Raw genomic sequence first — 14073 nt, 5'->3', positions numbered from 1 at the left:
CCCACACAAGTCGAAGCCTGATAAGGTTAGTTATGTTAAATATAATTAATGAGCCTGATATGATACTTGTTCGCGATGTTTGGATCATCATGAACGAGTCGAGGAACACGAAGCCCGATTGTCTGGCTGAACGAACTTAACCTTAAAAAGCGGAGCCACCCTTTGAAAATCAACCTGTCCGGTTATTTCTAAAGTCCCTAACAATCATCAGCGCCCGACAAGAGCTGGGCATCCTGCTGCTTCAAGTCAAATTTACGTATACTGCCCATTGACGATTAACTAAATGTACGTACAAATTAGATGGCAAGATTTAAGGTGAGGGATACATGGTCGACTTAAGCCAAAACTATGCAGATGTTTATAATACGCAAATCGGGTTCGGCACGAAGCCATGCTTAATTCTTATTGATTTTGCACATGCCTACTTTGATCCAGACTGTCCTCTCTATGCTGAGGTGGATGATGCGCTAATGTCAGCACTAAGAATTCGCGAGGCTGCAACTCAGGCTGAAATTCCAATTGTCCTAACAAAGATGGTATTGGATTCTAACGGCATTACCGCAGGGCGCTTTTTTGAAAAGGCCACGCCACTTAAGGCGTTTCTGCCAGGTGCGAAAACAGGTGAATTTGCGGACGGTCTGGTGCCCCGTGAGAACGAAATCATTCTACCAAAGCAATACCCAAGCGCGTTCTTTGCCACCTCGTTGGCGTCTACCTTGAATTTTTTGGGGTGTGATAGCGTGATACTGACGGGGCTTTCGACGTCTGGCTGCGTACGTGCGAGTTGCGTCGATTCCATGAGCCATGGCTTTCGCACAATTGTTGTCGCCGATGCCTGTGGGGATCGGCATGATGATCCCCACAACGCTAATCTATTCGATATGAACGCAAAATATGCCGATGTCGTCTCTGAAAAGACGACGCTGGACTACTTGGCGACCCTCGCAGTCTAAAACAGAGGGGTGAAGCCACATCGGCCAATCCCTCTTTTAGGCTTTATTGAGCGTTAAACAATAACGCAGGCTTCATCGAAATCGAGGCGCGGCAATCGGTCGAACACCTTGCTTGGGTCACCATAGCCAATATTGCACAAAAAGTTGGCCTTCCAGCCACGTTCAGCCAAGAATGTATCCTCGACTAATTTGGGGTCAAAGCCTGACATCGGCCCCACATCTAAGCCAAGTGCGCGGGCTGCCAGCATCAAATAACCACCCATCAGGGTGCCGTTTCTAAATGCCGTTTCATGTGCAATTTCTTCTGAGCCCGTGAACCAAGGGCGCGCATCAGCATGCGGGAATAGCTGAGGCAACTGGTCATAAAATGCAGGGTCCCAAGCAATAATTGCGCAGACTGGCGCCGCCATTGTTTTGTCCAAATTTCCGCCCGATAGCGCCGGGCGCAGCTTTTCACGCCCCTCATCTGTCGCGACAAACACAAAACGGCCGGGCGAACAATTGGCCGATGTCGGGCCGTATTTTAGGATGTCCCACAATGCGCGCAAAGTATCATTAGATACATCACGATCTAACCAGCCGTTTTGGCTGCGCGCGTCGGTGAACAGGCGGGCGACGGTTTCGTCGTTGGGCGAAAAGTCAGTATCGAGCATATGTCTCTCTTTGGTTAGGATGCAGGCCGTAAAGCCATTGAGGTTTCGATTTCTGTCGCCAATGCAATTATGCGATGTTCCGCAAAGGGTTTGGCTATAATTTGAAGGGATAAAGGGCCTTCGGGCGTCATGGCGATTGGCAGGCTGATCGCAGGCAAGCCCAAGACTGACGCAGGGCGCGTGAAGCGTGTAAGCCCTGCAATCACTTGTGCCAGATTTGGGTCATTGCCAACATCAACCGTCGCCCCTTGCGGCGGCGCATCAGCGAGCGTCGGCATCAAGATAAGGTCACAGGTTTCAAAGAGCTCTGTCATTTTCGATTGGGCCGCGGCGCGTATCTGCATCGCGCGCAAATAGGCCTGCGCTGGTATGGCGGCGGCTTGGGCCAAACGCGCTAGAACTTGTTCACCATAGGTATCGCTATGCTGCACAAGGCGATCCGCGTGGACTGTCGCGGCTTCGCTGATCGCGATGACGTTGGCAGGTTCAGTGATATCGTCGAAAAACGCGAGTGCCGTGTCAAAAATATTGTGGCCGTTGCGTTCCAAAACCCGGCCAACATCGCCCATTGCGCCCTGCATGCGATCGGATGCACTTGATTGCATATCGCCCGATAGTAGTCCTATCCGTAAGCTATGCGCCGCTGTGTCGAACGAACGCGCGGCGATAATCTGCATCACTTTGGCAGCACATGAAACAGAGGCGGCAAGCGGACCAATGCAGTCTTGTGTCCATGACAAAGGCATCGCCCCATCAATGGGAACTAAGCCTTGGGTTGGTTTGAACCCAACCACACCGTTGCAGGCTGCGGGAATGCGGATAGAACCGCCCGTATCTGACCCCAGCGCTGCAGGTACGATCCCTGCCCCGACCGCCACACCTGACCCTGACGATGACCCCCCAGAAATACCGCCAGCAACCAGTGGATTTTCAGGCATCGGATGGTGCGCATTATGTCCTGATGGCCCCATTGCAAATTCGCTCATTCTAAGACGACCAATGTCCGCTTGCCCTGCCCTATCCAGCCGCGCCACCACGGTCGCATTACTTACTGCCATACGCGCCGCGCTTGGGTGTGCGCCCATACCGGTTTGTTCGGACTTGCGGTCGAACATGTCCTTATGTGCTAGCGGTATCCCCGCCAGCGGTCCATTTTTTGCGGGTAATGAACGCACGAGGGCAAAGGCGGAACTATTGTTGGCCTTGGCGATTGCGCTGTTTTGTAATTCCTGTGCTGAAATCACACCTTGATCCAGCGCTGCTCGCATTGACGCGATTGTTTCGAGTGCGGGCAACGTCATGGCTTTGCACCGCTAAACGGGGAAAGCGCTTGCAGCCCTTCTGTCAAAGGCAAAAGCGGTGTGTCGTATATTGCAGCAAGCCGCTTGGCTTGGTCAGCATAGATAGCACGGTCGGCATCTGTGGGCGCACGACCTAAAAAAGTTGTCAGTTGAGCATCTGACATCAGCCAAAGCTCTGCGGTTGGCGGCCACGAACCAATTGCGACAATGAAACCGCAACAACCAGTGCCCCACCGTAAAACAGGCTTTGAACAAAGGCGTCAGCGCCAAGCATTGTGAGGCCTGTAATCCCAGTGATCAAGAAATAGACCGACAGCAATGTCCCCAAAGGGTTAAACCGCCCCGGATAAAGCGTAGTTGCCCCAAGAAACGCCGCCGCAAAGGCAGGCAACAGCAAGGTTGAACCAGAGTTTGGATCGGCCGATCCTGTCATTCCTGCATAGAGCACGCCTGCAATGGCGGCCAAGGTAGAGGATGCGACCAGCGACAACATCCGGACCCGATCAACCTTGACCCCATTCAATCGCGCGACCTCGCGGCCTCGGCCGACGAACAACAGCTTGCGGCCCGCAATGGTGTATTCCAGCACCCACCACATAATCAGCGCCAGCGCGAGCCCATAGTAAAACGCGAGCGGAATTCCGAATAGGCGTTTAATGACAACCATTTCGACAAGGTTCATCGAAATGCCTGATATCGTGCGGCTTTGCGACATCCAAAGCGTAAGCCCTTGAAGAAATGTCCCGACGCCAAGCGTAATGATCAACGAATGAATCCGAAAGTAGAGGATAAACACAGCATTTATAGCGCCCACCAAGGCACCAACGCCAATGGCTAAGATCATCGAAAGGCCAACCGGCAACCCCAGCTGCACGTTCGTCACCGCGACAAGCATCGCAGAAAAGACAAGTACATTCGCCGCAGATAGGTCAAAGTCCCCTGCCGTGAGCGGCACAAGTATTGCCAAGCTTAGCACCACAAGGACAGCCTGAGATCCGAACATCGAACTAAACGTGCGCCACGTGAAAAATGTATCAGGCACGGCAAAGGCGAAGATGGTAATTAAGACGGCCCAGGCTCCTAACAGGGCGAAACGTTCAGCATCTTTTGCCCAGTTACGCCGAGAAAAAGTGGCGGGTGGCGTTGTTGTTTGCGCGGTCATGCGGAAACCTCCGTCAGTTGGGAATTTTGAGATTGAGGAACATCGCTGGCCAAACAGGCGCGCGCGATTTTGTCTTTCGTAACGTCCGGGCCAGAAAGGGTGAGAACGGGTTCGCCACGTCTGAACACCACGACGCGGTCGCAAAGCTGCGCCAATTGTTCATGGTCTGTAGACGCGACGATGATCGACATACCGTCCGCTGCCGCGTCATCGAGGGCTTTGAAAATTTGCTGTCTTGCACCGTAATCCACACCCTGCGTCGGTTCATCCAGACATAACAGTTTGGGTTTTTCGGCAAGCCATTTACCAAGCAGTACCTTTTGCTGATTTCCACCCGATAAATTACCAAGATCCGCCCGTGCATTGGCGGGCCGCACATCATGCGTTGCGATCAAGGCCTGTGTCGCTGTGGTCATTTTGGCTTGGCTTATACCAAAGCCACCTTTCATGCGGGGCAATGCAAGAAAGGTCGCGTTTTCCGCCACGGATAACGTCGCGATACCACCCTGCCCCATGCGGTCTCCGGGCAATAACGCAACCCCTGCTGCGTGCGCCTTGGCGGGTGGCAGGCGTGCAGCGTCGAGATCACTGTCACCGACGGTAATCTGACCCGCACCGTCACCAGCGCCAAACAACAGGTAAGGCACATCGGCAAACCCTGACCCAATAAGGCCGGAAACGCCAAGGATTTCGCCTGTTTTGATCTCGGCGTCAAAGCTGGTGCAACGCCCGCCTGACAACCCCTGAATGGACACGTTGGGCGCGCCGGGTGTTGTGCGCGGCGCCCGAACATAGGCAGACGTCGCGCGTCCAACAATGGTATCAAGAATTTCTTGGCGCGTTGTTTCGTTAGTCTTCATCATTGCGGCAAGCCGGCCGTCGCGCATTACGGCGACGCGGTCGGTCAGGCTTAGGACTTCGTCAATGTCGTGCGTAACGATAATGACTGACGCGCCCGTTTCTTTGATGTTGCGCAACACGCCAAACAGCTTTTCAACGTCCTCTACCGACAGGAACGGCGTCGGTTCATCAAGAACAAGAATGCCCTCGCCCGCGCGTCCGGCATCGGACCGGCGTAATTCAGCGAAGGCACGCACGATTGCGACGAATGCGCGTTCAACGGGTGATAGTGTTTCGATCGTTGCGGTGGGATCAATCGCAAGTCCAAATTCATCCAGCAACGTTTGGATTTTACGCTTCTCTGCGCGCCAGCGGATGCCGTAAGGTCTGCGTGACGTGTCCGATATCAGCATGTTGTCGATCACGGATAGGCTCGGAACAAGAGCAAGGTGTTGGTGGACGAATGCCACCCCCATTTGCCGAATGCGGTTTGCGTCCAGCGGCAGGGGTAATGTTTCCCCCCACAGCCGAACAACGCTATTTGGCTCTGGCGAGTTAAAACCCGCCAAAACCTTGATTAAGGTGGATTTCCCAGAGCCATTTGCGCCAAGCAACCCCACAATTTCCTTGCGGCGCAAGGTTAGGTTCACATCCTTTAGGATTTCGACAGACCCGAATTTCATGCGGATGTTGGACATGCGCAAAATATCCGCGTCATGGTGTGCCACGTTAAGGGCATCAAGAGGCTGCACTGTCATGGGTTAATCCAACATCCAGAGCTTGCGATACCCTTCGATGTGCGCATCCCCATATCCATCATCAAAGTTGGCTGGAATACCGGCAGTTTCCACATTTGAACTGTCGAAAATCATCAACGGAATGCCCAAGTCTTCGGGCACCTCAAGACCACATAATTGGCGCATCTGCGCATCAACAGCCGCGTATCCGGCCCAGCCAAGGCTTTCGCCGATGTCCATTTTGACGATTCCATCGCGCACCATATCCAGTACAAACGGTGTGCCATTGAAGCTTGCGATTGGTACATCCGCGCCCGCAATCCGCAACGCAGGCGTCACGAACTGGGACATGCTGTCATAGATTGGCAGGATGTAGTTAATATCTGGGTTCGCCAGCAGTGCCGACTGCACACCCGATTGAATGCGTGTGCCCCATTCAGCCAGTGGCACATTCAAATACTGCTGCTCGCACTCTGGGCAATACGCACTTAGTTGGCTTTGAATGCTTTCGACAAACGGTCCGGTTGGCAGAACATCGTCTGAACCGATAATCAACACGTTCGGTTTGCCGTCTGTCTCAACAAAGGCCCATGCGGCCATAATTTCGCCAACCGTCGAAAAGGGCACCTTGGCAGAGGCATCGACAAAATCTGCCTGTTCTTGGGTTTCGTCATAAAGGTGGGTGGTGGTGATGGTCGCGCCAGCCTCTTTGGCTTGCATCAACTGCGGCCCGATCCAAACAGGGTTCAAACCGCCAGCAAGATCAATCAGGTCATAGCCCTGCGTCACTGCCTGATCTACGCCTTGAATATAGGAATCCATCCCGCCCTGTGTTTCCCATACAGTGTATTCAAATCCGACCTCAGCTGCTGCGCGCGCCATTCCATCTTCGAGCGCCACGGCAAATGGAATTGTCATCGTGACAGGGATCGAAAATACAGATTTGTCGGCCATGCAGGCGCGGGCATCAAACGGTTCCCCCGGTGGGGTAAACACAGGTATTTCGCTGTGGGTCGCAATAAGCGCCTCAGCGTCGGCCATCGTGTCAGCCTGCACAGCGCCGGGCAAGAGCATTGGAATTAGCCATATAGTGTTACGAATCGTCATCCTGAAGTTCCCTCTGTTGGTGCAACTTCATTATGTACGTACATTATAATATATTCCGAATGCAGAATCCAACTTTTGCGCCAATATTTCTTTTATGCCGCCTTTTTGAGCTAATAATAGTGTTTGATGTGATATTTTTATGTCCGTACAATCTTATTTTTTAAATGCCGGCGCACACCAAGTATGCCGCCGAGGAACCCAGGAATCGAAAATACGGCAAAGCAAAGCTGATAGCTGCCCAAGATATGAAAGATCAAAGCGAATACCGACGGACCCACGATGACCCCCACAAACGTGTAAGATAGGATCGCACCGGTTGCCGCACCGACACGGCCGGGCTCGGCGGTGCGGGCGATCGCGGCCAAAAACACGCCGTTCCAACCTGATGCGCAGGCGCCAAGGCAGATCATAATCAGCGACAAGACCGGAACTGGCAGGGCGGGCTGGAAATAAAGCGCACATGAAAGGGTGCCACCAACAAACCCAAGCATCGAAAGCACCCGAAACGGCCCCCAGCGATCAGCAACTACGCCCCACCCTACGCGCCCCGTAGCCCCCGCGATTTGCAGGGCGGCCCCTAAAAGGCCAGCGGCAGGAATGCTCCAGCCGATATCGACGAGCGAAACAACAGCGAAGGCCGTAACCGTCAATTGCATCGCAGAGAACAGACACCCCAGCGCCGCCAGCGTGCGCAGCGACGGATCGCGCAGCACGGCCTGTTGTTCTGCGATGGCCGTTGCGAACACCCCCTTGCTCGCAGAGCGACTTGGCGGATTGGCGCGTATCATCCGACGAAACGTGGCAGGTAAAAGAAGAAGCGGCAAAATCGCGAGCATTAGGATCGCGGCTTGCCAGCCACCAAGCCAAAGCGCCAAAGCGGGTAGAACGACATTGGCTACAACTGCCCCCAAAGGCACACCGCTTTGTTTCAACGAAAAGATCAGACTACGCCGCGAGTCGGGCGTCACCTTGTGTAGGATGATGGATGAGGCAGGATTGTTGATCCCATAAGCGATCCCAAGCAAGATAGAGCCCAAAATCATCAGTGCCGGGGCCGCTGTGACTAGCAAAAGTAAACCGGCAATCAACAAAATGAGTTCAACCAAAATAATGGCTTCGCCGCTTAATCGTTGAACAAGGCTGCCCGCGCTCAGGGATGCAAACAGACCCGCAAAATAGATAAAGCTTACTTGGTAGCCGATCCAATATGCGCCAACGCCCAAGGTTTCGGCAACGATCGGCGCTAAGGCCGTAAGCCCCAGTACGCTCGCGCTGGCGGCAATCTGTACTCCGGTCATGCGACCTAATGTCAGCCAAAGATGGGTTGGGTTAGACTTGGCCTCGCCAAAGTCCGTACCTGTTGTCATAATAGAGTGGAACAAGAGCATACCTTCCGCAATCGTGCACGCAACAATGCTCATATGTACGTACAAATTACAAGAGGCAGAAATTCAGTTGGCACACCTAAACCGCGATACGCCCCTTTACCTTCAAATTGCGCACAGGCTCGAACAGCGTATCCGCGATGAGGTATATCCCGTAGGCAGTTTGCTTCCTACCGAAGCAGAACTGGTCGAAGCCTTTCAGGTTTCGCGGCACACTGTCCGCCAAGCGATTGAACAGCTGAAACGGAACGGCATCTTGTCTGCCCGCAAGGGCGTAGGCACAAAAGTAGAATCGCGCGGTTCGGATGCGAGCACACGTTTTCGTGGTCAGTCGCGCCACGATCTTTTTGACTTCTCAAACGAATCTGAACTGCACTTTGAAACCAAGACCGAAGTCATTGCGCGTGGTGCTTTAGCAGAAGAGCTACAGGTAACAGCGGGCAGAAAGTTCACCCATGCCGCCGGATTGCGCTATTTTAAAGGCGAAGACGTTCCGTTTTGTTGGAACGAAGCCTATCTTGATGAAAGCGTAAAAGAGGTGCTGCAGGGTGTTGATGTTCTACGTAAGGCGCTTTTTCAAATGATCGAAAACTACACCGGAGAACGTATCACGTCTATCCACCAAGAACTAAAGCCTATTCAAATCGAAGGTATGCTGGCGGAGAAATTGGATGTCATCCCGGGATCATTAGGTTTGCGCATGACACGGCGCTATTTGTCTTCACGTGGACGGATGCTTGAATATGCGATCCAGACCCTGCCCACTGAACGCTTTAATTACCGGACGATTCTGCTGGCGGACGAGCAGTAGGCGCGGTGCGCACAAACTCCAATCGCCATTACCGAAATACCGCAAAAAAAACAGGCACCCACAAGATCACCATTGATTGTACGTACAAATAGCCAGAATTCCATTGGCACCCCTTCTCGAATGGTCGGATATGTCCATACAAATGCAACGAGAAAGGATTTTACCATGGACATGGGTGTCTTCATTCCTATCGGGAATAACGGCTGGCTAATTTCTGAAACTGCACCGCAGTACATGCCAACGTTTGAGCTGAACAAACAGGTTGTTCAAAAGGCCGAAGGCTATGGCTTGGAATTCGCACTTTCCATGATCAAGCTGCGCGGCTTTGGTGGCAAAACAGAATTTTGGGACCACAATCTAGAAAGTTTTACGTTGATGGCTGGCTTGGCGGCTGTAACAACCAAAATTAAATTGTTCGCATCCACAGCTATCTTGACTCTGCCGCCTGCGCTTGTCGCGCGTATGGCTACCACAATCGATAATATTGCGCCGGGCCGCTTCGGGGTGAATATCGTCACAGGTTGGGCCAAAAACGAATACACACAGATGGGTGCTTGGCCCGGCGATGCGTATTTTGGTTACCGCTACAACTATGGCGCTGAATATGTGCAAGTTATGCGCGAACTTTGGCAAAACGGCAGCTCTGACTTCAAGGGCGAGCATTTCAAAATGGACGACTGCAAACTTTCTCCGCAGCCGCAGAAAGTAGAGATCGTCGCCGCCGGTCAATCTGCTAAGGGTTTGGAATTTGCAGCCCAACACGCTGATTATAACTTTGTTATGGGTGCCGGTATCAACACGCCGACAGCCTTTAAAGAAGGCGCAGCCAATCTTGTCGCTGCGGCGGAAAAAACAGGCCGTGATGTCGGGGCATATGTTTTGTTCATGATCATCGCCGATGAAACCGATGAAAAAGCAATGGCACGCTGGGAACATCTACGTTCGGGCGTTGATGCTGACGCTCTGGCGTGGATGGCTGATCAGGGATCCAAGGATAAGACCGCAGATGAAACCTCTACTGCGACGCATATCAACCTTCCAGAAGGCGCTGTTAATTTCAATATGGGGACTTTGGTTGGTTCGCATGAAACCATTGCCGGCATGCTCGACGAAGTCGCAAGCGTCGACGGTGTCAAAGGCATCATGATGACCTTTGACGATTTTCTAGAGGGCATTGATGTCTTTGGTCAAAAAATCCAACCGCTGATGAAATGTCGCCAAGACAAACTCGCGGCCGTCGCTGCAGAGTAATGGATACGAAAGTCACAAGCGGGCAGCATTACGTGCTGCCTGCCAACCCATTTGGCACATCCAATCCGCGCAATACGTCGCGACATGCAGCCAAAGTAGATACAACCAACCAAACAGCGCCCCCCGTGCCCAATGGTGTATGTGACCTACTGGCACAATATAAGTCAGGCGAAACGACACCCGTAGCCCAAGTTGCCAGATTTGTTACGGCGACAAAGAACCCGTCTGCTGCCGAAGCCGTCGTGTCAAAGATCGCATGCGCTCGGGCGGTTCAAACGTCAGCCGACCGCTGGAAAGCCAATACCGCGCGACCGCTTGAAGGCATCCCCTTTGGGGTAAAAGCTATTATCGATGTGGAAGGCGCAGATATAACTTGCGGGTCCTTCACCACGGGAACAAGGATCGCGGCGAAAGATGCGCCTATTGTTGCACGTCTTCGCGCCGCAGGTGCCATTCCGGTTGCGATGCTCGCTACGACAGAATTTGCGGCTGGTTCACCGTTTAATCCGCGCCACGGCGTTGTGACCAACCCGTTTGACGACACGCGCTGGACAGGCGGTTCATCGACCGGCTCAGGTGCAGCCGTTGCGCGCCGGATGCTGCCGTTTGCACTGGGTACGGATACAGGCGGATCAATTCGCGTACCGTCGTGTTGGTGTGGAATAACTGGTTTGAAACCAACTCGGGCGCTGCTTTCGACCGAAGGTGTTGCACCGCTCAGCTGGACGCTTGATCACGTTGGTCCCATGGGGTTATCGGCCGCTGATCTGTCTTATATTATGAACGTCGCGACAGAGGTCAGCACATTTCAGATCCAACAGCCGTTGAAAAATCTGCGCATCGGCGTACCTGACGGGTGGTTCACCGATAAAGTCGACACGGCTGTATTACAGGGCTGGCAAGACGCCTTGCGCGTGATGGAAACCCTTGGGGCAATCTGCGTTCCTTTCAGTACGGTCGCGATGTTTGGCGACATGGCCGTAAACCACGAGGCCGGTTGGACAATTTTGACGAGTGAATTATCAGCGTCGCAACGCAACAATGCCGCCAACCGCCACCTTCAAGATACAGGGCTTCAAGCGCGCATCGCACGTGGTGATATGATAACCGCGGCGGAATATCTGCTCGCGCTGTCGCACCGCACCAAACTTATCAACCAACTGACGGAACGTTGGAACGTTGATGTCATTGTTACGCCCGGTCTTGGTGGTGAAGCAGGGCATTTGGATAGCCTCACGATTGACGTCAACGATCAAAAGCTAGGGTTCGATGCTATCTCGCAAAATACAATGATCTGGGACCTAACGGGCTTTCCGTCATTGATGCTGCCAAGCGGGTTCGGGTCCAGCGGGTTGCCTATCGGGCTTCAGATCGTTGGCCGACCGTTTGATGATGCTCTTTGCCTTTCTCTTGGTGCGGCATTTCAATCCGTCACCGATCACCACCTGCCATGCCCATAGAAACGCTCAACACTCTTAGTGCGACATCTGCCTTGGCAGGCTTACGGCGTGGTGACTTTACCGCGCTTGAGCTAACCCGCGCCTGCTTGGGTCGCATTCGGGCGCGCGACGGTATGATTAAGGCATGGCTGTGCCTTAACCCAAATGCAGAACAGGAAGCCGCCCAGATTTCACCAGACGATCCCCGCCCACTGGCAGGCCTGCCTATCGGGGTTAAAGACGTGTTCGATACATCGGATATGCCCACGACCTATAACTCTTCAATATTTGCCGATTACCAACCGGCGTTGGACGCAGCCGCCGTCATGATGCTTCGTGCAGCAGGCGCGATTATCATTGGTAAAACTGACACAACCGAATTTGCCGCCGCCGGGCGCGATGCAGCATCAGGTAATCCCGCGAATTTGGCCCACACCCCCGGTGGGTCATCCGCCGGGTCTGCCGCTGCTGTCGCTGATTTTCATGTACCGCTGGCGTTAGCGACGCAAACTGGCGGGTCGACCATTCGCCCGGCCAGCTTTTGCGGGATTTTTGGCATGAAACCTAGCTTTGGGATCATTTCAACCGAAGGTATGAAATGCTATGCACCCAGTTTCGACACAGTGGGGTTTTACGGGCGTGAAATCTCGGATCTCATGCTAGCTGCCAAGCTTTTCGACTTGCCAGATACTTTGAATGCGGCGCCCTTTATGCTTGGAGTGAGCAGCACGCCATTTCACGACCAGTTAACTGCGCCTATGGCGCAAATGCTACGCCGAGTCGCAGAGCTGGAAAATCTACGCGCCTTTGACCTACCGCTGGAATTTGAACGCCTTGATGATTTACACCGGTCTGTGATGTTTGCCGAAGGCGCGGCCGCCTTTCTTCCCTTGGCACGTACGTCGCCAGACGATTTACACGACGACTTTTACACCCGCATCAACAGTCGCACTGCTGATACGATGCGCGCTGCATTTTTGGCGCGTGATGAATTGGCGCGTTGCGCTGCCTTGTTGGAAAGTCAAATGATCGCCAACGGTATCGACGCGCTAGTTGTGCCAGCGGCTCCGGGCGTTGCACCTTTGGGCCGCGGTCCGGGAAATCCGATTTTTAACGCCATGTGGACCGCACTGCAAATGCCCTGTGTCGCCTTACCTATTTCACATCACGGCGGTCTACCAATCGGAATTCAGCTTGTTGGTCCGCGTGGCAGCGATGGACGGTTGCTAGAGATCGCGGCTACACTTCTAAAAAACCCTAACCTACAGGAGCAGTCCCATGCCCCAACCTGAAGCCTTTACCGCCGGAATGCGCCGCCTTGCTGCGGGTGTCAGTCTGATCACGACAACGTGGGACAACCAACGTTATGGTTTGATCGCGACTGCCGTAACCTCAGTTTGTGCAGAGCCCCCTACCCTTTTGATTTGCGTGAACCGTACGGCATCGATCCACGATCACCTGACGCAAGCGGGCCATTTCTGTGTCAACGTTCTGTCTGTCAGCCAAGCAGATATCGCAATGCGTTTTGCAACGCCTAAGAACCGGGAAACACGTTTCGAATTAGGAACGTGGGGGCAGTTGGAAACAGGTGCGCCTGTATTGAGCGGCGCTTGCGTCAACTTCGATTGCAAAACATCACATGAGATGACCCAAGGTACCCACACGGTCCTGTTTGGGCAAATCCAAGATGTCTGGTTGCAGGAAATGACGCAGCCGCTTGCCTACCACGACGGTAGCTTTAGCACGCTCGCCAAAATTGCATAATGGGAGAAAGCACCATGCAACATCTAAAAACGATACCTTATAAAACCGCAATGCCTGCCGCTGTCGTGGATGCGATTGCAGCATTGCAGCGTGGCGAAGGTGTTATTGTGGCGGACGATGCGGACCGTGAGAACGAATGCGATTTCATTTTTGCCGCGCAAACCCTGACCGAAGCGCAAATGGCCCTTATGATCCGCCATGGGTCAGGGATCGTCTGCGCTGTTGTCACGCAAGAACATGCTGATCGCATGGGGCTGCCGCCGATGGTGGCGGACAATGCATCGCCGTTCAAAACACCATTTACCGTATCCATTGAGGCTGCAAAAGGCGTCACCACTGGGGTGTCTGCCAGTGACCGAACCCAAACGATTAAGGCACTTACGCAGGAAACGGCTACGGCTTCAGATCTACGTAGCCCTGGCCACGTATTCCCGTTGGTGGCGCACAAAGAAGGCCTAAGGGCGCGGCGTGGCCACACGGAATCGACGCTTGCTTTGATGCAACTGGCAGGCCTGCCTGCTTCGGGTGTGCTGTGCGAAGCGATGACAGACGATGGGCGTATGGCCTGTTACGCAGACATCGCAACCCTTCAAGCTGCGCAAGGCATGCCGCTGGTTACCATTGATGAAATCGCACAGGCCTTAGGCTAATTTGTCGTGGGTAAGTTATG

Annotated in this window: 14 protein-coding genes; 7 read left to right on the top strand and 7 right to left on the bottom strand. The window is 53.5% G+C overall.

Annotated elements, in window-relative coordinates; genetic code table 11:
• Positions 1 to 326 precede the first annotated feature (326 nt).
• Entirely contained in the window at positions 327 to 953 is a 627-nt protein-coding gene (locus CYQ09_RS01030) for an isochorismatase family protein (RefSeq protein WP_106743550.1), read from the top strand.
• Between the two features lie 53 nt (positions 954 to 1006).
• Here CYQ09_RS01030 and CYQ09_RS01025 read toward each other — a convergent pair whose 3' ends face one another.
• From CYQ09_RS01025 to CYQ09_RS01000, 7 genes are all read right to left on the bottom strand, one after another.
• Positions 1007 to 1606 (bottom strand): malonic semialdehyde reductase, encoded by a 600-nt coding sequence (locus CYQ09_RS01025; protein WP_106743549.1) that lies wholly within the window; start codon positions 1604 to 1606, stop codon positions 1007 to 1009.
• 14 nt (positions 1607 to 1620) lie between these two features.
• A complete protein-coding gene (locus CYQ09_RS01020) occupies positions 1621 to 2907 on the bottom strand; it encodes an amidase (RefSeq protein WP_106743548.1) in 1287 nt (428 codons plus the stop codon).
• Positions 2904 to 3071 carry a hypothetical protein gene (locus CYQ09_RS18215; RefSeq protein ID WP_162617519.1) on the bottom strand — a complete coding sequence of 56 codons (168 nt, stop codon included), beginning with the start codon at positions 3069 to 3071 and terminating at the stop codon, positions 2904 to 2906. The genes CYQ09_RS01020 and CYQ09_RS18215 overlap by 4 nt, the downstream gene beginning before the upstream one ends.
• Positions 3071 to 4069: an ABC transporter permease gene (locus tag CYQ09_RS01015; RefSeq protein WP_106743547.1), complete on the bottom strand. Its 999-nt coding sequence runs from the start codon at positions 4067 to 4069 to the stop codon at positions 3071 to 3073. Before CYQ09_RS01015 ends, CYQ09_RS18215 begins: the two co-directional genes overlap by 1 nt.
• Positions 4066 to 5667: a sugar ABC transporter ATP-binding protein gene (locus tag CYQ09_RS01010; RefSeq protein ID WP_106743546.1), complete on the bottom strand. Its 1602-nt coding sequence runs from the start codon at positions 5665 to 5667 to the stop codon at positions 4066 to 4068. The genes CYQ09_RS01015 and CYQ09_RS01010 overlap by 4 nt, the downstream gene beginning before the upstream one ends.
• Before the next feature lie 3 nt (positions 5668 to 5670).
• Positions 5671 to 6753 (bottom strand): sugar ABC transporter substrate-binding protein, encoded by a 1083-nt coding sequence (locus CYQ09_RS01005; protein ID WP_106743545.1) that lies wholly within the window; start codon positions 6751 to 6753, stop codon positions 5671 to 5673.
• A gap of 137 nt (positions 6754 to 6890) precedes the next feature.
• Positions 6891 to 8135: an MFS transporter gene (locus tag CYQ09_RS01000; RefSeq protein WP_162617518.1), complete on the bottom strand. Its 1245-nt coding sequence runs from the start codon at positions 8133 to 8135 to the stop codon at positions 6891 to 6893.
• A 73-nt stretch (positions 8136 to 8208) separates the two neighbouring features.
• Between CYQ09_RS01000 and CYQ09_RS00995 the strand changes: the two genes are divergently transcribed.
• The 6 genes from CYQ09_RS00995 (at position 8209) to ribB (ending at position 14053) form a co-directional block, all read left to right on the top strand.
• The gene (locus tag CYQ09_RS00995; RefSeq protein ID WP_162617517.1) at positions 8209 to 8949 is read left to right on the top strand and encodes a GntR family transcriptional regulator; all 741 of its coding nucleotides are present in this window, start codon (positions 8209 to 8211) and stop codon (positions 8947 to 8949) included.
• A 165-nt stretch (positions 8950 to 9114) separates the two neighbouring features.
• Complete coding sequence (gene rutA, locus CYQ09_RS00990; protein WP_106743543.1) at positions 9115 to 10200, top strand: pyrimidine utilization protein A; 1086 nt, start codon at positions 9115 to 9117, stop codon at positions 10198 to 10200.
• A complete protein-coding gene (locus tag CYQ09_RS00985; RefSeq protein WP_162617516.1) occupies positions 10200 to 11660 on the top strand; it encodes an amidase in 1461 nt (486 codons plus the stop codon). Before rutA ends, CYQ09_RS00985 begins: the two co-directional genes overlap by 1 nt.
• Positions 11651 to 12931 carry an amidase gene (locus tag CYQ09_RS00980; protein ID WP_106743541.1) on the top strand — a complete coding sequence of 427 codons (1281 nt, stop codon included), beginning with the start codon at positions 11651 to 11653 and terminating at the stop codon, positions 12929 to 12931. The genes CYQ09_RS00985 and CYQ09_RS00980 overlap by 10 nt, the downstream gene beginning before the upstream one ends.
• Positions 12918 to 13403: a flavin reductase family protein gene (locus tag CYQ09_RS00975; protein ID WP_106743540.1), complete on the top strand. Its 486-nt coding sequence runs from the start codon at positions 12918 to 12920 to the stop codon at positions 13401 to 13403. Before CYQ09_RS00980 ends, CYQ09_RS00975 begins: the two co-directional genes overlap by 14 nt.
• A 14-nt stretch (positions 13404 to 13417) precedes the next feature.
• On the top strand, positions 13418 to 14053 hold the full coding sequence (gene ribB / locus CYQ09_RS00970; RefSeq protein WP_106743563.1) for a 3,4-dihydroxy-2-butanone-4-phosphate synthase: 636 nt from the start codon (positions 13418 to 13420) through the stop codon (positions 14051 to 14053).
• Positions 14054 to 14073 lie beyond the last annotated feature (20 nt).

This window comes from Yoonia maritima, assembly GCF_002933395.1.
Lineage (GTDB): Bacteria > Pseudomonadota > Alphaproteobacteria > Rhodobacterales > Rhodobacteraceae > Yoonia > Yoonia maritima_A.
The sequence above is the reverse complement of the archived record's forward strand: the minus strand, read 5'-3'. Positions and strand labels throughout refer to the sequence as shown.